Genomic DNA, 16649 nt, shown 5'->3' with positions numbered 1-16649 from the left:
AATAAAAAAACTAAAAATATGATTTATATATTTTAAAAAATAAAATAAAATTGTTTGCTAATAAAAAAGGGTAGATTTAAAAATTATTTTATATAAATAAAAAAATTATTAATTATAAAAGAGTTAGCTTACGCTAACTTCTTTTATTTAGAATCCTGCAGAGTAACCTCTACTTGAATGACTTTTAATTAGACCATAATAAGTTTTATCTCTTATTTGTTTAATCATGTTTCTAAGAGTAAAAATTGAAGTACTTTTATCTTTCCATGCATTCTTTTTGATTGTGTCTACATCAACAATTGTCCCTTGACTTTTAAGGATAGTGTTGAAAATTGACATTTGAGTCTTTGTTAGACCAACATCTTGATTTTTTCTATCATAAACTTTTTTTAGTACTTTGTCGTAATAAAAACCTTTACCTAAATCAATTCTACTATCAATTTGTTGATTTAAAATCTCTTTTAATGTATCTTCAACAGATAAATTAAATTCTTTTGATTTACTTTTTAAGAATCTTTCCATATCTTTAGTTAAATCTATTGTTAAAATATTGCTACTCATGTATATCTCACTTTTTTTATTTTAATTATAACACATTATATTATGATAAAACTTAAAAATGAGACAATTTTGAGACAAATCTTATTGAAATTTAATAAATAATAAATGGAAAATTAAAAGATTATTTTATTGAACTCTTCCATCTATCAATAAAATCTTTTCGGTTATATATTTTTGCACCTAAATCTATTTTGTATTGAAGTTGAGGATGTCCTAAATTCCATAATTTGTAATCATTATTTTTTAAAAAATCATTTAATAAAACCAGCTGAAGTTTACCCCAACAATTATATTTTTTCTCTCTTGTAGTAAATCCAGATAAAGAAGTGTATGTTTTTCCTATTTTATACCCAATTTCGCCAGAAATTAGCTTATTTGTTACTAAATCACTCACTTCAATAGTTATAAACTTAAAGTTGCTATTTAATTTTGTATTTTTAATATTATTGATTATTTTAATATAATTATCATTTATCCAAGAGTTTTTATGGTACACTTGGATTTTATTTAATACTTCGTCAAAGCTCTCATTTATGGTAAACTTGTACTCTTTTTTTTCAAGAATTTTTTTTACTTTTTTATCTATTTTTATATCTTCAAAATTTAAGATTGCATATTCATATTGTATTTCAGGAAGAAGAATAAACAAATTATCTTTTGTGTACATTGATGTTGTTATAAAACCACATTGAGCTGCTTTAATATAAAATTCATTTGAGAAATCATCACTCCAATAGTAATTTTCATTCATATTTGAATAAATTTCATTATTAAGTAGCTCTTCGTTGTTTAAGTCTTCTAAGGTTAGATAATAAATAATAGGAAATCCTTTTATAAAAGCTGATTCTTTACGAACTCTAAGTAGTGTCCCTCTTCCTCTTCTAGTTTTTTGTGAGTTCCACTTTGAACAATTTTTCCATCTTCTAGTACATATATCATATTTGCATTTTTAACTGTACTTAATCTGTGAGCAATTGTTATTACAGTTTTATCTTTTAATATATCTTTTAAACCATTAAAGAGTTTTGCCTCAGTATGAACATCTAAAGCGGATGTGGATTCATCTAATATTATAACAGAAGGATTTGCAATTATCATTCTTGCAATAGAGAGTCTTTGTCTTTGTCCTCCACTTAATCTTATCCCGTGTTTACCTACTATTGTATCTAAACCATTTGGCATTTTTTTTACATACTCAGTTAATTGAGCAATCTCTAATGCTTTATCTATCTCTTCATCTTCTATATTTTCATTTCCCATGGTTATATTAAATCTAAGAGTATTGTTAAAAAGAATTGGCATTTGCAATACAAGAAAAACTTCATCTCTTAATGTATTTTTATCAATTTGATCAATATTAATATTATTGTATTTTATCTCTCCACTTTTTTTCTCATAAAACCCCGCAATAATCTGTGCAAGAGTTGTTTTCCCACTACCACTTGCTCCAATTAATGCAATTTTTTCTCTCTCTTTAATCTCTATATTTATATCTTTTAAAAGTTCTTTTGTTTCATTATATGAGAAGAAGAGATTCTTTATACAAATTGATACACCTAAACTATTTTTTAAAAGTTTTTGTTCTCCTTGTTTTTCTGTTTGTAGTTCCAATATTTTATTTATTCTGCCAATTGCGGCATTTGCAGTAGTGTATGCATATTGCATTGAAAGAATATCTTGTACTGGAGTCATTATAAACCAGATATATCCAAACATTGCAAACATCATACCTATTGATAAATCTGAATATGCTACCATAACTAGACCACTTGCCCTTAAAACTTCAAAGGCAACTAAAAAAATTGTAAAAGAGAATCTTTCATAAGCAATACTTTTATAATTGTATTCATTTGAAGTTTTTTGAATATTTTGAGCCTTTTTTATTGCATCATTAAAGAAATATTCTTCTTTATTACTAGCTTTTATTTGTCCAAATAGCTCTAAAGATTCTCCAATATTATCCTGGAATTTTTCAACAGCTTGATTTTCAATTTTTTTTAGTGTTCCAACTTGTTTAGAGATTTTTTTTGACAAAATTATAATTATTGGTTGAATAACTAAAATAAGTAATCCCAAAATAGGGTGTATTGCAATCATTACAAAAGATACTGCAATTAAAGTTAACACTGAAGCAACAAATTTACTTGCACCTGAAACTATAAAATTATCTAAAGTATTAACATCAGTAATTAGATTTGCTGTAATTGCTCCACTTCCAATAGTTTCATATTCGTTCATTGAAACTTCTTTTAAATGAAGTATTAATCTTTCTCTTATTTTATATGTAACATATTTTGATATTTTTGTAAAAATTTTTGTATTTAAAACTGTTGCTAAAAAGTGAAGAACTCTTAATGTTACTACTACTAAAGTTACTATACTTATATAATAAAGAGTATTTCCTATACCAAAATAGTTATCTATTGTATTAACAAAAAAATTTGGTTTATTTAATAATACTTCATCAACAAGTGCAGGAAGCATTAAAGGAATAGGGATACTAATTATAATGGCAACAATAGTTACAAACTGCCCAAAAATCAAACTCTTTTTATTATCTAAAAGTAGTTTCCAAATATATTTTAAATCTATTTTATTCATATCAAAGAGTAAATTATTTACTCAATTTTTCACAAACTTCCATTTGTGCACCTTCATTATAAGTGCAATTTAATCCACATTGATAATCGCCTCTTGAAGAGAGTTCTAATCTTTCTAATTCTAATAATGACTCTTTTTTACACTCTTCTAATGTTGGGTAAATACCATGCTTTTTACTTCTTTTGGTATTGTTTTTATCTGGATAGATTAACGCTGTCCACTCTTGTTTTTGGTCCCCTCCACCAAAACACCCTGATAGTACAAAAATTGCTAGGGAAGAAATTATAATTGTCTTTTTCATTTTTACTCTCTATTTTTTTGAAGATTTTATTATAAATATAATTTGTTCACGATAAAACGATATTCGCTTTACATTTTTTCTACAATTTTATGTTATTATTATTGAAATTTTTTATAGAGAAAACAGATGCAAAAACTTTTAATTTCTTTTTTATTTTTAATTATGACATGCCCACTTTTTGCAGTAGATTATACTGAAATGAGTACACAAGAATTAATAGAAATAATGGGCTATGTTGAAAAAGAAAACCTTCATAAATTTGAAAAAGAGCTAAAAAGTAGAGTACCAACAATGACGCAAAAAGAGAGAGATAAATATCTTCAAAATCTCAAAAAAATTAAAAATTAGAGTTTATTATGAAAACTAGGGTACTACTTTTAGAAGATGAGTTAACTTTAAGTGAAACCATTATTGAGTATCTAGAAGAGCAAGGGTATGAAGTATCTAGTGTATATGATGGTAGTGAAGCACAAGATTTAATTTATGAAAAAAAGTTTGATCTTTTTTTATTTGATGTAAATGTTCCTAATATAAATGGGTTTGAGCTTTTAAAATCCCTTAGAGAAGAGGGGAATTTTACACCTGCAATATTTATCACTTCTTTAAACTCAATGGAGTCTTTAGAAAAAGGTTTTGAAAGTGGTTGTGATGATTACATTAGAAAACCTTTTGCGCTAAAAGAACTACTTTTAAGAATCCAAACAATAATCAAAAGGGAGTTTTCAAAAAGTAGGGAAACACTGATTGATATTGATGCTAATATAACTTTTAATAGTGTTACAAATGAATTAAAAAAAGATGGAAAAGTTGTACAATTAAACTTCAAAGAACAAAAATTGCTTAAATTTTTCCTTCAAAATAGTGATGAGTTATTGACTCATGAGAGAATTTATGACAATATATGGGATTATGATGAACAGTATAGTGATAATTCACTTCGTACATACATAAAAAATTTGAGAAAAGTTTTAGGAAAAGAGAAAATTGTTAGTCTTAAAAAGTTTGGATATAGATTTAACTCAAAGTGAAAAAAAGACTCTTTTGAGCTTTTTATTCGTATACTCTTTTTTTACCATAGTTATACTCTTCTTTGTCTCTTTTTTATACTTTAGTTTTCAAAAAGATTTAATGCTTCAAAAGAAAAGACTTATTATGCAAGAGTATGCTAATGATTTTGTTTTTAGATTAAAAGATTTGCATATCAACTTTGATAAATATAAGTATTATCCAAGAGATGAAAAATTTAATTCTGCAATATATGATAGTGATAAAAAGATGATCTTTTCTACTCTTGAATCAAAAAAAGTTGATTTGGATGAAGTTGCTTATATTTCAAACTCTAAAATACATTTTGTTGAAGAACCAGAATCTTTTTATTTAGGGGCAAAATATATAGTTTTGGAAATTCCCGATGATAAACATTGGTTGAGAGATTTAAAAGATGAAATTACAATTTTTGTAATTATTGCCTTTGTTTTTATGACTATCTTGGGATATTTTCTTCTAAAAATATTATTAAAGCCAATGAGAGAGGCTTTACATCTTTTAGATAGATTTATAAAAGATACTACCCATGAGCTAAATACTCCTGTTACAGCAATAATATCAAACATTGAGATGATTGACACTTCTACCTTAGATGAAAAACTTGCTAAAAAAATAAAAAGAATTGATATTGGGGCAAAAACAATCTCAAATATTTATGAAGATTTAACATTTTTGACGCTTAATAATAAAATTATCTCTCAAAATGAGAATTTAGATTTATCAACAATATTAATTCAAAGAATAGAGTATTTTAAAACTTTGGCAGATGTTAAAAAGATTACATTTATTCCATATATTGATAAAGATATAACAATTTTTTGTGATAAAAAAAAGATAATAAAACTAATAGACAATTTTTTATCAAATGCAATAAAATATAATAAAATAAATGGAAAAATTGAAGTGATATTAAAAGAGCACTATTTAAGTATAGAAGATAGTGGAAAAGGTATGACACAAAATCAAATTGACAATCTTTTTGAAAGATATATGAGATTTGATAAAAGTGTTGGAGGTTTTGGAATAGGGCTTAATATAGTTTCATTAATTGCCAAAGAGTATGACTTCAAAATTGAAGTTATATCTAAGTTGGATGAGGGTAGTAAAATGGTGGTAAAATGGTAAAATATATCTTTATTTGTTCTCTTTTTTTTAATTTTTTATATTCAGATGTTTATGAAACAAACTGTTTGCATTGTCATAATAAATTGCCTGTATCTATTGATAAATATTTTTATAGATATCTTCTTAAATATAGCAGTGAAAGAGCTGTTAAAAAAGCGATGAAAGACTATTTACTCAATCCAACTAAAGAGAATACTATAATGCCAGAAGCCTTTATTAAAAGGTTTGGCGTTAAAAAGAAAACAACACTTTCTGAAAAAGAACTTACAGAGGCAATTGACAAATATTGGGAAGAATATAAAGTTTTTGGAAAGTTAAAATAACTGTTTTTTATATACACAATCAATTCACAATTAGATTTTATACTAATATAATCAAAATAAGGAGTATAAAATGAAAATTACAAAAATTACAGCAACTATGGCAATTTTAGGTTTAACATCTCTTTTTGCTGCAGATGGTGCAACACTATTTAAAACATGTGCAACATGTCATGGTGCAAATGCAGAAAAACAAGCATTAGGTAAATCTCAAGTAATTAAGGGGTGGGATGCTGCAAAAATCGAAGCTGCATTAAAAGGTTACAAAGATGGATCTTATGGTGGAGCAATGAAAGGTGTAATGAAAGGTCAAACAACTAGACTTTCAGATGCTGATATTAAAGCATTAGCAGGATATATCTCTGCAATGAAATAAAAACTGGAAGTTTCCAGTTTTTGAAAGGATTAATTATGAGTAAATTAAATCTTTTAAAACATGGGAAAAGAGCAGTTATAATCTCTCTTTCTCTATCTTCTTTTTTATTTGCAGGAGGAGATAGATATTACGAATATGCAAAAGTAACCTACTCAGAACCTATTTATGACTATGTATATGACAATCACCCTAATAGAATTTGTAAAGAAGTTAGATATAAAGTAAGAGATGATTACGATGATGGATATTACGCATCAAGACGTGATGATAGTTTAGGTCTTGACACTTTAGTTGGTGCAACAACAGGTGTAGTAATAGGTAGTCAAATAGGAAAAGGAAATGGAAGAGTAGCTGCACAAATAGTTGGTGGATTACTTGGCGCAAAAATTTCTCATGAAATTAGAAATAATTATAGACCTCAAAAATATGATAATTATAGATATGAAGTTAGAACTGAGTGCTATGATGAACCTACTAGACAAACTAAAACAAGAGTTCTTTCTGGATACAAAAACTATTTTGTTTATAATGGAATAAAACACTATAAAATTACAAATGAACCTATAAAAAGAGTACAGATTACACATACAATAGATTTTTAAACCTAAGTTTTAAACTTAGGTTTAATGCGGTTTTTAAGATAGTGCTCTTGTTACAATACTTTGGTTTATATTATTAGATTGTGCAGCAGCATAAGCACCAATTTGAGCTAAAATATTTTGTTTACTAAAATTTGCTACTTCTTTTGAATAATCAACATCAGTTAATATAGATGAAGAATTACTTGTTTGTGTATAGTCTGAAAGAAGACTTCTTCCATTACTTTCTAGTTGCACTTGTGATGAACCAAAGTTTGATCTATAATCATTTAGTGTGTTTAATGCATTATCAACTTGATCTAAAAAACTTCTTGCAGCATCTATTGTAAAAGTACTTGCATCTTGTGAAACTAAAGAATCTAAACCAAGTCCTGTTGTATTAGATTGGATAGAGTCTGTCTCAATAAGTGATGAAGAATCTTCTCCTGATTGGAATTGAAGTCCAGTTGTAGCAGAAGAATCATTTATTCCATTTTGAAGTAGAGTTTGTCCATTATAGTTTGTACTACTTGCAATATTATTTAGATTATCCATAAGTCCTTGAATATCATTTAACAAAGATTCTCTACCTTCTTGCGAAGTTGTAGATGTAGAAGCTTGTAATAGTTTCTCTTTAACTTGATCTAAAATTTTTGATTGTTCATTAAACGCTTGATCACCAATTTGCATTGTTGCAATTGCACTATTTGTATTATCAATAGCTTGTGAAATACCGCTTGTTTGAGCAATTAACTCTTCTGAAATAGCTAATGATGCAGCATTATCAGCAGCACTATTTAATTCTTTCCCTGTGGCAATTTTATTTAAAGACTGGGTAGTATTTAAATATACCGATTGGTCATATAGTACATTGTTTTCTACTTGCATAACTTACTCCTTCCTGAGTATTTACTTAATTTTATTATTTTCTTTTTTAAAAAATTATTAATCATAGAAATTAGTTTTATATAACCTATTTATTAAGAGATATAAATAAAATTATTTGCTTATGTTAATAGTTGAGTATTGCCATTTTAGGTCACTTTATGTTTAATATTGTTTTTATATAAAATTCAATTATTTTGTTGTTACTCTTTATTTTATAAGTATAATAAATATTAGTAAGTAAATTGTAACTTCAGGTATTTAACAAATAATTAATACAAAGGTCATATGATTGATTAAAAATAATATGAGAAGAGGGAAAAATGAAAAAGTTATTGATTCTTATTACATTGATTTGTAGTTTTGCATTTGCCAAAAGTGCTCAAGTTGTTGATATTGTTAGTGAAAATATAATTAAAGTTAAAGAGAGTAGTGGAGTTGTTAAAAATATTCATTTGAGTGGTATTGAACTTTTTGCAACTGTAAATAATAGTAATAAAAATGTGTCTTATAAAATAAGAGATATTTTGAAAGAGAAAACTATTTCATATATGAAAACAAAAATTAAAATAGGTTCAAATATTAATTATTTTGTTGTAGCAAAAGACTCATATGGAGTTGAAAAAGTTTGGATTGATAATTATGAATTAAACTATTTAATGGTAAAAGAGGGTTATGCAATTGTAAATATGAAAGATAAATTTTTACCAACAGTTTTTAAAAATAGAATGTCAATTGCAATGAACTATGCAAAAGAGAAAAAGTTAGGACTTTGGAAAGATAGTTCTGTTTCAATGCTTGCTTTAGTTAATAAAGATATTCATATGTGTGGATGGAAAAATTCAAAAATCAATCTTGGTTTAACAAAAAATGAAGTACTAGAAGAGTTGAAAGCTCATTTACCAACAAGTTATCAAAAAGAAGAGTTATTTATTTTAGCTTCTTCTAAATAGTGATAGATCCCATCAATTGATGGGATGTTTTTACTAATTTTTTATACAACTATCTAAAATATCATTAAAAATATTAAGATAGTTTCTAATTCCATTTTTATAATACTCTTCAAAATCACTTGATTCTCTTGAAGCTATCTTTTCTAAAAGGTGAAATTTACTATTTATTAATCTATAAATATAGATAAATCCATCATTTAATTTATTATCATGAAATACCAAAGAGTAATTTTTGACTAAATCTTTTTCAAAAATAAAATTTTTTATCTTTTCAAAATCAAATGTTAGATTTTGGTATGATGAAGGGATAACAATGTAGTTCTTTTCATCAAAATCATATTTTTTCTTACTATGCTTTTTAAATATATAAGAGTATGTAAGAAATCCTAAGTTATATGGATCTAAAGTTCCATCAAGTAATTCTATATCTACTCTCATATCATAGTTAATCTCTTTTCTCTCTTTAGTATTTGTTTCAATAGGAGTATTCTCTTTTATCTCTTCTTTAATTTTATCTTCTTCAATCTCTTCTACAATTTTAATAGGGAGATGTTTGACTGTTATGTATTCTTTTAATTTTTGTATAAACTGTTTGTATGTAATTACACTATTATCATCATTTTTTACTTTTTTTAAAACACCAGAAGAGAGTAAATATTTATAAAGTTCAATTGAGTCATTATATTTTTTATTTAATACCAAATCCAAAATAGAAACTTTGCAGTTTAGAAAAACTTTATTGATAGTATGTTCTTCATAACTTTTTTGAAAATATTTAATTAGAAAATTTCTATAACTAAAAACTGAAATTTCTAATTCAAACTCTTTTTTTATTTCATTAATTTGTTGTTTCAAACTAAAGTTTGTATCTAGAAAAAATTTAATTTTATCCCTATTCTCTAGAAGAATTGTGTATCTATCTTTTAAACTTTTTATCTCAATATCATCTAAAAAGTCTGCAAGGTCATATAACTCATTTTCCATATTATATCCTTAATAAAACAAAAATAAAACAAAATATATCATAATTAATATAAATAAAATATAAAATAAAACAAAAATATATATTTTGATTAAGCGTAAATAGATATTTTCATAAAGCTTTTATTATAAAATTATTATAATGTAATAAGTTATTACCATTTAAAAAATATAGGAGAAATATATTGAATAAATTAAAAATATCTGTTGTAGTACCCTTTTATAATACTCCTATAACATATTTTAAAAAGTGTATAGAAGGATTGAAAAAAATCAATCCATATGAGGTTATATTAGTTGATGACTGTTCAACTAATGAAGAGGTGATTTTGGAAGCTTTGAACTCAGGATATAAATATTATAAGACTCCATATCAATCAGGACATGATGGTTTGCCTGTAAATATTGGTGTAAAAAATGCAACAGGGGATTATATTTGTAGAATAGATTCAGATGATATTTTACTTGCTCTTCCTACTTTTATGCATACAGATATTTGTTTTGGAAGACCAGATAGAGTAAGACCTGCTGATAATATAACAATTGAACAGTTAATTTTAGCACCAAGAGCAATATGTAATGCATTGGTCGCAAAAAAAGAGATATTTTTGAAACATCCTTTTGCAACAGATTCAAATGTTTATGGTGATGTGCTGTTTGTATTGCAGCTTTTAAATAATAAATACTCTTTTACTGTTTTCCCAGAAGTTAATTACATATATACAAAAAGAGAAAACTCTATTCAGAGTTCATCCTCTCCTCTTAGTCATAGACTAAGACATATTCAAACTGTTGCAAGATTTTGTCAATTGGAAAAAATTTCACATTTAAGATCAAAACAGTTACTTAATCTTGCTTTTTTAAACTTTAATTATGGGAGTAAAGCATTAAAATACTTAAAATTTAAAAATTCTAAAACTTTAAAAAAGCAGTAATTTTATAAAAATATCTTATAAGTAACATTAAATCAATATTAAAGTCTTGATAACATAACTAAAATAAATGGAACATGATTTTTAGGAGCATCAACAATATCAAATACTTTACATATAGCCTTTGCAAAATCTGTAATATCCTCTATCTTATATTCATGGTCATAGGCATTATCAAGTAATTCCAAAGTTTTTTTTGATACAACTTCTAGATTATTACAATCAACAATATCCTCATTTAGTGCTTTAACAAATTTACATGCATGGGGAAATGTTTCAAATAGTTTTTTTAAATCTTGTTCATTATTTGTTTTTAAAAGTTGTGGGTACTTATGAAAAAAATCAATTATATGTTCAAATTTACAATTCATAAAAATCCTTTATTTCTTAATTTAATATACAAAAACTATACCATAAGCCATAAAAAATTTATTTGTTGTAATAAATAGATGAATTAAATTAAAATATTGATATAAAGAAAAAAGTGGTGGTACCCGTGGTCGGACTCGAACCGACAAGCCGGAGCACCGGATTTTGAATCCGGCGTGTTTACCAGTTTCACCACACGGGCATCTAAAAAAGAGTTGAAATTATACAAGAAAGAATATAATTTTTTGTTTAAATTTTTCAATTTCGAGAAATTTATGCATAAAAAAAGGGGCCTTATACAAAGCCCCTTTTTCTTATAAAAATTTGGAAGTTAAATTATTTAGCTACAGCTTCTTTTAAAGCTTTTCCAACTTTGAATTTTGCTACAGTTGTAGCAGGTACTTTAACAGTTTTGTCAGTTCCTGGAACTTTTGCTGTTCTTTCAGCTCTATCAGCTGTACTAAATGTACCAAACCCAATAAAACTAACAGACTCTTTTTTTACTAAAGTCTCAGTAATAGTATCTAATACTGCATCAACTGCACATTTAGCATCTTTTTTAGATAAACCAGCCTTTGCTGCAACTGCGTCAATAAATTCAGCTTTGTTCATAGAAGAACTCCTTGTGTAAGATTAAAATATTTAAAAACTTTATAGTATTTAAGCTTTAAAATAGCTAAAATTAGGGAATTTTAAACGATTATTATATGAAAAATCTTATTTTTGTTATTTATATGACGATTTTATACTTAAAAGACGACACGAATTCTCTAAAATTGCTACTCTTTTTACCAAATTATTTATATCTCTATCATATACATAAGTACCAATCCCTCTTATAACCATAATATGTTCACTACTCTCTTTTAGATATTTTGTTATCTCTAAAGCATTTCTATCATACCAAGTAGAAAAATCTCCTGGATCATAAACAGGAACTTTTCCACCTAAAGTTGTTTTTCCAAAAAAATCATCTAAGATTATTTCGTCATGTTCAAATGTATAAGCTGTAGTATATATGGGAACACCAAAAGCAATATATTTTGCTTCATGTATATTATTATATATAGTAGAGTGAATATCAGACTCAATACTTGCAATTTTCCATCTATAATCTTTTTTTGTCATATTTAAAGCACAAAAAGATTTTTCATTCATCTCATCAAAGATAGCATCGGCTGTATTAATAATAAATGAATTATAATCAAGTTTTGCCGAGATGGCACCATGATATATACCAAAAAAGTTTTTTCTAAACATTGTTAATGATAAATCACTTAAAAGCTTTACTGTATTTTTATCTAGCATTTTAAAAAGCCTTAAATTATTTTTTAGATATTATATCCAATCGCAAATAAAAGAACTACAATAAGGATATATTATGGATGTGCCCCATATTCCTGTCTTATATGAAGAAGTTTTAGAAACTTTTAGAAATATTAATGAGGGATATATTATTGATTGCACTACAGGTTATGCAGGTCATAGCTTGGGACTTTTAAAACAAAATGAAAATATACAATTAATATGTAATGATCAAGACCAAGAAGCTTTACTTTTTTCAAAGAAAAGATTGATTGATTATAAAACAAGAGTTTTATTCAATCAAGGAAATTTTGAGCATGTAATTGAAACTTTTAGAGGCTTTAAAATAAGAGGTATCTTAGCAGATATTGGTGTTTCATCTTTACAACTTGATAAAACTGAAAGAGGTTTTGGTTTTGATAGTGATACATTAGATATGAGAATGGATCAAACAAAAAGTTTAGATGCTTCAGTTGTGGTTAATACTTACTCACAAAATGAATTAGAGAGAGTTTTTAGAGACTATGGTGAAGTAAGGGAATATAAAAAGGTTGCTTCTTTAATAGTAAACAACAGACCTTTTAGTTCAGCAAAAGAACTTTCAGATTTTTTATATAAACATTTACATAAGGGTAAGATTCATCCTGCGACTCTTCCATTTCAAGGGATTAGAATAGAAGTAAATGATGAGTTAGGTGTTTTGGAAAGACTTTTTCAATCAATTGAAGAGTTAAAACCAAAAAACTGTATTGTTGCAATTATCTCTTTTCACTCTTTAGAAGATAGAATTGTAAAAAACTATTTTAAAAAATGGAAACAATCTTGTATCTGTCCACCAGACTCATTTAAATGTACTTGTGGTAATAATCATGCTTTAGGAAAAATTTTAACAAAAAAACCTATAACTCCAACAAAAGAGGAGATTAAAAAGAATCCAAGGAGCAGAAGTTCTAAATTAAGGGTGTTTAAGTTTGATTAAACTCAATCCTAAAAAATCTCTTTTGATAGTTTTAAGTTTATTACTTATAACTTTGGTTCTTTATTTCCCAAAGATATATTTAATTAACAATATATATTATGTAAGTAAAGATATTAATAAGATGTATTCTCACTATATCTCTTTGAAAGAAGAGAATAAATTTTTAGCACAACAGCTTGAGGATATGAAATTTAAAAACCAAATAGAAGACTCTCTTATTATTTATAGTATAGAAGGAAATTATGGTACAAAGAGTAATTGAGTTTAGTTTAAATAAAAGCCTTTTAAATCATATGCTTTTATTATTTATTTTTGTTTTATCAATTTTTGCATATTTAAAAGTTCCAAAAGAGATATTTCCCCCTTCAAATATGGAAGCAATTCTTATTTCAGGGGAATATGCAGGGGCAAGTTCTGATATCTTAGATAAAATTGCAGTTGAAGAGATAGAGGATGAACTTTTTAGTGTTAGTGAAGTTAAAAAGATAACTTCTATTATAAAAAATGGAACTTTTTCTATAACTGCTGAATTAAAAGATGGTGAAAATCCAAATTTTGTTATTGATGATGTAAAAGATATTATTACAAAAATCAAAACAAATCTTCCTTCAGATATGGATGAACCAACAGTAAAAGCTCTTGTATATAATTTTCCTTTGATTACTGTTGCTGTATATTCAAAAACAAAAGATTCAAAGGAGTATATGCTTGATATTGCTGATGAAGTAAAATCAAAAATCCAACAACTAAAAGATTTAGATAGTGTTAGAATTTTAGGAGATAGTGATAAAGAACTTCTTATCTCTTTTAATGAGGACAAAATAGAAGCTTTGGGTTTATCAAATATAGAGGTTGTCTCTGCTGTTCAAAATATAAGTTCAATTTTTCCTGTTGGGATTATCAAAGATAAAACAAGACACTATTATTTAAGTACCTTTAATGGTGAAAAAGATATTGAAAAAATTAGAAATATCAAAATAAAAGTCAATGGTAAAACACTATATTTAAAAGATATTGCAAATATAGAATATACCTTTAGTGATGTTACAGATACTTCCCATTTTAATGGAAAAACAAATATTGCAATAAATATAAGCAAGAGTGAGCATGGTGATGCAATAGATTTAGTTAAACAGATAAAAACAATTACTAAAGATTTTGAGAAAAGATACACAAATTTAAAGTTTGATACATATATAGATACTTCAATATGGATTAAAAACAGACTTAATACGGTTGTATCAAATATTCTATTTGGATTAATACTTCTTTTTATTGCTCTATTACTCTTTATAAATGTGAGAATAGCCATAGTTATTGCAATAGGAATACCAACTTCATTTATGATTGGACTTATCTCAACAGAAGCTTTAGGATACAGTTTAAATATGCTCTCATTGCTAGGAGCATTAATTGCATTAGGTATGCTTGTTGATGAAGCTATTGTTGTTGGGGAAAATATCTATAGACATATGGAGATGGGAAAAGATAGATATAGTGCTGCTAGAGATGGAGCTTTGGAGATGTATCCTGCTGTTTTAACTGCAACTGCCACAACAATTTTTGCTTTTTTGCCAATTCTTTTAATGACAGGAGAAACTGGTAAATTTATGCAAATTGTTCCTATTATGATCTCCATTCTTCTGTTAAGTTCACTTTTGGAGGCATTTTTCTTCCTTCCTTTACACGCAATGCAGATTTTTAAAGTTAGCCATGAAAATAGAAAATCACATAAAATTTGGGATTTTAATAAAAATTTATATAAAAATATTTTACAGTTTTTATTAAAAGGAAAATATTTAACTCTAGCGGCACTTCTGTTTTTTATAATATTTGCAAGTGTCATATTAATAGGCTCTTCTAAATTTAAGTTTTTGCCAGATTTTGACTCTACACAAGTTTATATAACAGGTTCTGTTGGAGTTGGTAAAAAGATTGAACAAACTGAAGAGATTGTTAGTAAAATAGAGAAAGAACTTTTAAATAGTCTAAATTTTGAGACTGAAATTCAATCAATAAGTTCAGTTACTGGTATGAAATTAGATGGGAAAAATCAACCTCAGTATGAAGAGTTCTATTTCCAACTCTTTGTAAATCTTTTTGAAAGAGCTCCTCAAAACTTTTTTGATAAATATATAAATCCACATTTATCTCCTAAATATGATGATGAAAATATGAAAAGAGAACTAAGAGCTCAGGATGTAGAGCTACTTGTAAAAGAGAAACTTAAAAAATTTATTGATTCAAAAGAGTTTGAAGAGTTTAAAGTCTTTGTTCCAAAGGCAGGAATTGTAAAAAATGATTTAGAGTTGGCTATTTGGGGAGATGAAAAAGAGGTAAAAAGTGCAGTTAAAATTTTAAAAGATGAACTTTCAAAGATAGAAGGGGTATATAATATAGCAGATGACTCACTCTTTGGTAATTTTGATTTGAAATTTAAAGTAAACTCTTATGGATATGAGTTGGGGTTTTCAGAAGAATCAATACTTTCAGAATTAAGACCTTTATATTTAAAAGGTACATACTCTAAGATGTTTGATGACAAAGGTATTATTGATATAGTCTTTAAAAGTGAAAATAGAGATATATTAAGTTCTTTACAAAATTTTGAAGTAACTATTCCAAATAGCCAGAAAAAAGTTCTTTTATCTGAGGTTGTTGATTTTATAAAAATTCCTGCTTATTCTCAAATTTTTAAAGAGAATAATAAAAGAGTTACAAGTGTAACTGCTTCTATTAAAGATGTAACTTCAAATGAGATTTTTCAAAAACTAAACTCAACTTTACAAACTTTGAAAAAAAGTGTAAATATTGATATAAAAGGTGAACAAGAGGAGAATGAGAAAGTTCAGTATGAGATGGCTCAAGCTGCAGCTATGGCTATTATTTTGATTTTTATTGCCCTTGTTTGGATGTTTGATTCAATGGTAAAATCATTAATAATCATAAGTACAATACCTTTATCAATTTTGGGAGTCTATTTTGGGCACTTTATTATGGGTGTTAATATAACAATGCCAAGTCTTATTGGGATGGTTGGACTTGCTGGAGTTATTGTAAATGATGGAATTATTATGATGGATTTTATTAAAAAAGCCAAATCTTTAGAGGAGATGGTAGATTTAGCACTTTTAAGATTAAGACCTATTTTATTAACCTCTATAACAACAGTATTGGGACTTTTTACTCTTATCTTTTTTCCATCAGGACAAGCTTTGATTTTGCAACCAATGGCTTTATCTTTGGGATTTGGAGTATTATGGGCAACAATATTAAATCTATATTATGTTCCAATGCTTTATAGAATTATATATTTAAGAAGAGCACAATTGTAAA

Annotated in this window: 20 protein-coding genes and 1 tRNA gene; 11 read left to right on the top strand and 10 right to left on the bottom strand. The window is 26.3% G+C overall.

All coding sequences use genetic code 11. From position 1 onward, the window contains the following. Positions 1–147 precede the first annotated feature (147 nt). The 4 genes from AEBR_RS08790 to AEBR_RS08775 form a co-directional block, all read right to left on the bottom strand. On the bottom strand, positions 148–561 hold the full coding sequence (locus tag AEBR_RS08790; RefSeq protein WP_129086592.1) for a hypothetical protein: 414 nt from the start codon (positions 559–561) through the stop codon (positions 148–150). Positions 562–682: 121 nt separating this feature from the next. Next, positions 683–1312 (bottom strand): hypothetical protein, encoded by a 630-nt coding sequence (locus AEBR_RS08785; protein WP_129086593.1) that lies wholly within the window; start codon positions 1310–1312, stop codon positions 683–685. 80 nt (positions 1313–1392) lie between these two features. Continuing rightward, complete coding sequence (locus AEBR_RS08780) at positions 1393–3162, bottom strand: ABC transporter ATP-binding protein (RefSeq protein WP_129086594.1); 1770 nt, start codon at positions 3160–3162, stop codon at positions 1393–1395. 13 nt (positions 3163–3175) lie between these two features. Next, positions 3176–3463, bottom strand: coding sequence for a hypothetical protein (locus AEBR_RS08775; protein WP_129086595.1), 288 nt, complete (start codon positions 3461–3463; stop codon positions 3176–3178). 126 nt (positions 3464–3589) lie between these two features. On the opposite strand from AEBR_RS08775, the gene AEBR_RS08770 reads away from it, so the two are divergent. The 6 genes from AEBR_RS08770 (at position 3590) to AEBR_RS08745 (ending at position 6933) form a co-directional block, all read left to right on the top strand. After that, positions 3590–3811: a DUF1104 domain-containing protein gene (locus AEBR_RS08770; RefSeq protein ID WP_129086596.1), complete on the top strand. Its 222-nt coding sequence runs from the start codon at positions 3590–3592 to the stop codon at positions 3809–3811. Positions 3812–3819: 8 nt separating this feature from the next. Beyond that, positions 3820–4491, top strand: coding sequence for a response regulator transcription factor (locus tag AEBR_RS08765; protein ID WP_129086597.1), 672 nt, complete (start codon positions 3820–3822; stop codon positions 4489–4491). 100 nt (positions 4492–4591) lie between these two features. Further along, positions 4592–5635: a sensor histidine kinase gene (locus tag AEBR_RS08760; protein ID WP_323807946.1), complete on the top strand. Its 1044-nt coding sequence runs from the start codon at positions 4592–4594 to the stop codon at positions 5633–5635. Further along, entirely contained in the window at positions 5629–5958 is a 330-nt protein-coding gene (locus AEBR_RS08755) for a hypothetical protein (protein WP_129086599.1), read from the top strand. The genes AEBR_RS08760 and AEBR_RS08755 overlap by 7 nt, the downstream gene beginning before the upstream one ends. A gap of 70 nt (positions 5959–6028) precedes the next feature. Then, positions 6029–6331 (top strand): c-type cytochrome, encoded by a 303-nt coding sequence (locus tag AEBR_RS08750; protein ID WP_128977927.1) that lies wholly within the window; start codon positions 6029–6031, stop codon positions 6329–6331. Positions 6332–6366: 35 nt separating this feature from the next. Continuing rightward, on the top strand, positions 6367–6933 hold the full coding sequence (locus tag AEBR_RS08745) for a glycine zipper 2TM domain-containing protein (RefSeq protein WP_129086600.1): 567 nt from the start codon (positions 6367–6369) through the stop codon (positions 6931–6933). Positions 6934–6966: 33 nt separating this feature from the next. Here the strand turns inward: AEBR_RS08745 and AEBR_RS08740 are convergent, their stop codons facing one another. Then, a complete protein-coding gene (locus AEBR_RS08740) occupies positions 6967–7797 on the bottom strand; it encodes a flagellin (RefSeq protein ID WP_129086601.1) in 831 nt (276 codons plus the stop codon). A 320-nt stretch (positions 7798–8117) separates the two neighbouring features. On the opposite strand from AEBR_RS08740, the gene AEBR_RS08735 reads away from it, so the two are divergent. Beyond that, positions 8118–8747, top strand: a complete 630-nt coding sequence (locus AEBR_RS08735; protein WP_172658882.1) for a thermonuclease family protein — start codon at positions 8118–8120, stop codon at positions 8745–8747. Positions 8748–8780: 33 nt separating this feature from the next. Here AEBR_RS08735 and AEBR_RS08730 read toward each other — a convergent pair whose 3' ends face one another. Further along, a complete protein-coding gene (locus AEBR_RS08730; RefSeq protein WP_129087898.1) occupies positions 8781–9731 on the bottom strand; it encodes a hypothetical protein in 951 nt (316 codons plus the stop codon). A 182-nt stretch (positions 9732–9913) separates the two neighbouring features. Here AEBR_RS08730 and AEBR_RS08725 point away from each other — a divergent pair, with 182 nt between their 5' ends. Beyond that, on the top strand, positions 9914–10663 hold the full coding sequence (locus tag AEBR_RS08725; RefSeq protein ID WP_172658881.1) for a glycosyltransferase family 2 protein: 750 nt from the start codon (positions 9914–9916) through the stop codon (positions 10661–10663). Positions 10664–10701: 38 nt separating this feature from the next. Here the strand turns inward: AEBR_RS08725 and AEBR_RS08720 are convergent, their stop codons facing one another. The 4 genes from AEBR_RS08720 to AEBR_RS08705 all read right to left on the bottom strand — a co-directional run bounded on the left by AEBR_RS08720 (position 10702) and on the right by AEBR_RS08705 (position 12337). Continuing rightward, complete coding sequence (locus tag AEBR_RS08720) at positions 10702–11031, bottom strand: hypothetical protein (RefSeq protein WP_129087900.1); 330 nt, start codon at positions 11029–11031, stop codon at positions 10702–10704. A gap of 117 nt (positions 11032–11148) precedes the next feature. Next, positions 11149–11231, bottom strand: a tRNA-Leu gene (locus AEBR_RS08715). Between the two features lie 134 nt (positions 11232–11365). Continuing rightward, positions 11366–11641: an HU family DNA-binding protein gene (locus AEBR_RS08710; protein ID WP_129087901.1), complete on the bottom strand. Its 276-nt coding sequence runs from the start codon at positions 11639–11641 to the stop codon at positions 11366–11368. A 114-nt stretch (positions 11642–11755) separates the two neighbouring features. After that, the gene (locus tag AEBR_RS08705; RefSeq protein WP_128977945.1) at positions 11756–12337 is read right to left on the bottom strand and encodes a class II aldolase and adducin N-terminal domain-containing protein; all 582 of its coding nucleotides are present in this window, start codon (positions 12335–12337) and stop codon (positions 11756–11758) included. Positions 12338–12410: 73 nt separating this feature from the next. Between AEBR_RS08705 and rsmH the strand changes: the two genes are divergently transcribed. Genes rsmH through AEBR_RS08690 form a run of 3 tightly spaced genes read left to right on the top strand, consistent with a single transcriptional unit; the run spans position 12411 to position 16648 of the window. Further along, positions 12411–13313, top strand: coding sequence for a 16S rRNA (cytosine(1402)-N(4))-methyltransferase RsmH (gene rsmH, locus AEBR_RS08700; RefSeq protein ID WP_128977947.1), 903 nt, complete (start codon positions 12411–12413; stop codon positions 13311–13313). Beyond that, positions 13306–13575 carry a hypothetical protein gene (locus AEBR_RS08695; RefSeq protein WP_128977949.1) on the top strand — a complete coding sequence of 90 codons (270 nt, stop codon included), beginning with the start codon at positions 13306–13308 and terminating at the stop codon, positions 13573–13575. Before rsmH ends, AEBR_RS08695 begins: the two co-directional genes overlap by 8 nt. Continuing rightward, a complete protein-coding gene (locus AEBR_RS08690; RefSeq protein ID WP_129087902.1) occupies positions 13556–16648 on the top strand; it encodes an efflux RND transporter permease subunit in 3093 nt (1030 codons plus the stop codon). Before AEBR_RS08695 ends, AEBR_RS08690 begins: the two co-directional genes overlap by 20 nt. The last annotated feature ends 1 nt before the right edge of the window (position 16649 follow it).

This window comes from Halarcobacter ebronensis (assembly GCF_013201825.1).
In the GTDB taxonomy this organism is placed as follows: Bacteria; Campylobacterota; Campylobacteria; order Campylobacterales; family Arcobacteraceae; genus Halarcobacter; species Halarcobacter ebronensis.
The sequence above is the reverse complement of the archived record's forward strand: the minus strand, read 5'-3'. Positions and strand labels throughout refer to the sequence as shown.

Bases quoted from the DNA above. Each gene is read 5' to 3' on its own strand.
- AEBR_RS08775 (WP_129086595.1), bottom strand. From the start codon at position 3,463: ATGAAAAAGACAATTATAATTTCTTCCCTAGCAATTTTTGTACTATCA.
- AEBR_RS08705 (WP_128977945.1), bottom strand. From the start codon at position 12,337: ATGCTAGATAAAAATACAGTAAAGCTTTTAAGTGATTTATCATTAACA.
- AEBR_RS08770 (WP_129086596.1), top strand. From the start codon at position 3,590: ATGCAAAAACTTTTAATTTCTTTTTTATTTTTAATTATGACATGCCCA.
- AEBR_RS08790 (WP_129086592.1), bottom strand. From the start codon at position 561: ATGAGTAGCAATATTTTAACAATAGATTTAACTAAAGATATGGAAAGA.
- AEBR_RS08785 (WP_129086593.1), bottom strand. From the start codon at position 1,312: ATGAATGAAAATTACTATTGGAGTGATGATTTCTCAAATGAATTTTAT.
- AEBR_RS08740 (WP_129086601.1), bottom strand. From the start codon at position 7,797: ATGCAAGTAGAAAACAATGTACTATATGACCAATCGGTATATTTAAAT.
- AEBR_RS08750 (WP_128977927.1), top strand. From the start codon at position 6,029: ATGAAAATTACAAAAATTACAGCAACTATGGCAATTTTAGGTTTAACA.
- AEBR_RS08710 (WP_129087901.1), bottom strand. From the start codon at position 11,641: ATGAACAAAGCTGAATTTATTGACGCAGTTGCAGCAAAGGCTGGTTTA.
- AEBR_RS08730 (WP_129087898.1), bottom strand. From the start codon at position 9,731: ATGGAAAATGAGTTATATGACCTTGCAGACTTTTTAGATGATATTGAG.
- AEBR_RS08735 (WP_172658882.1), top strand. From the start codon at position 8,118: ATGAAAAAGTTATTGATTCTTATTACATTGATTTGTAGTTTTGCATTT.
- AEBR_RS08765 (WP_129086597.1), top strand. From the start codon at position 3,820: ATGAAAACTAGGGTACTACTTTTAGAAGATGAGTTAACTTTAAGTGAA.
- AEBR_RS08720 (WP_129087900.1), bottom strand. From the start codon at position 11,031: ATGAATTGTAAATTTGAACATATAATTGATTTTTTTCATAAGTACCCA.
- AEBR_RS08745 (WP_129086600.1), top strand. From the start codon at position 6,367: ATGAGTAAATTAAATCTTTTAAAACATGGGAAAAGAGCAGTTATAATC.
- AEBR_RS08690 (WP_129087902.1), top strand. From the start codon at position 13,556: ATGGTACAAAGAGTAATTGAGTTTAGTTTAAATAAAAGCCTTTTAAAT.
- AEBR_RS08780 (WP_129086594.1), bottom strand. From the start codon at position 3,162: ATGAATAAAATAGATTTAAAATATATTTGGAAACTACTTTTAGATAAT.
- AEBR_RS08760 (WP_323807946.1), top strand. From the start codon at position 4,592: ATGCTTCAAAAGAAAAGACTTATTATGCAAGAGTATGCTAATGATTTT.
- rsmH (WP_128977947.1), top strand. From the start codon at position 12,411: ATGGATGTGCCCCATATTCCTGTCTTATATGAAGAAGTTTTAGAAACT.
- AEBR_RS08755 (WP_129086599.1), top strand. From the start codon at position 5,629: ATGGTAAAATATATCTTTATTTGTTCTCTTTTTTTTAATTTTTTATAT.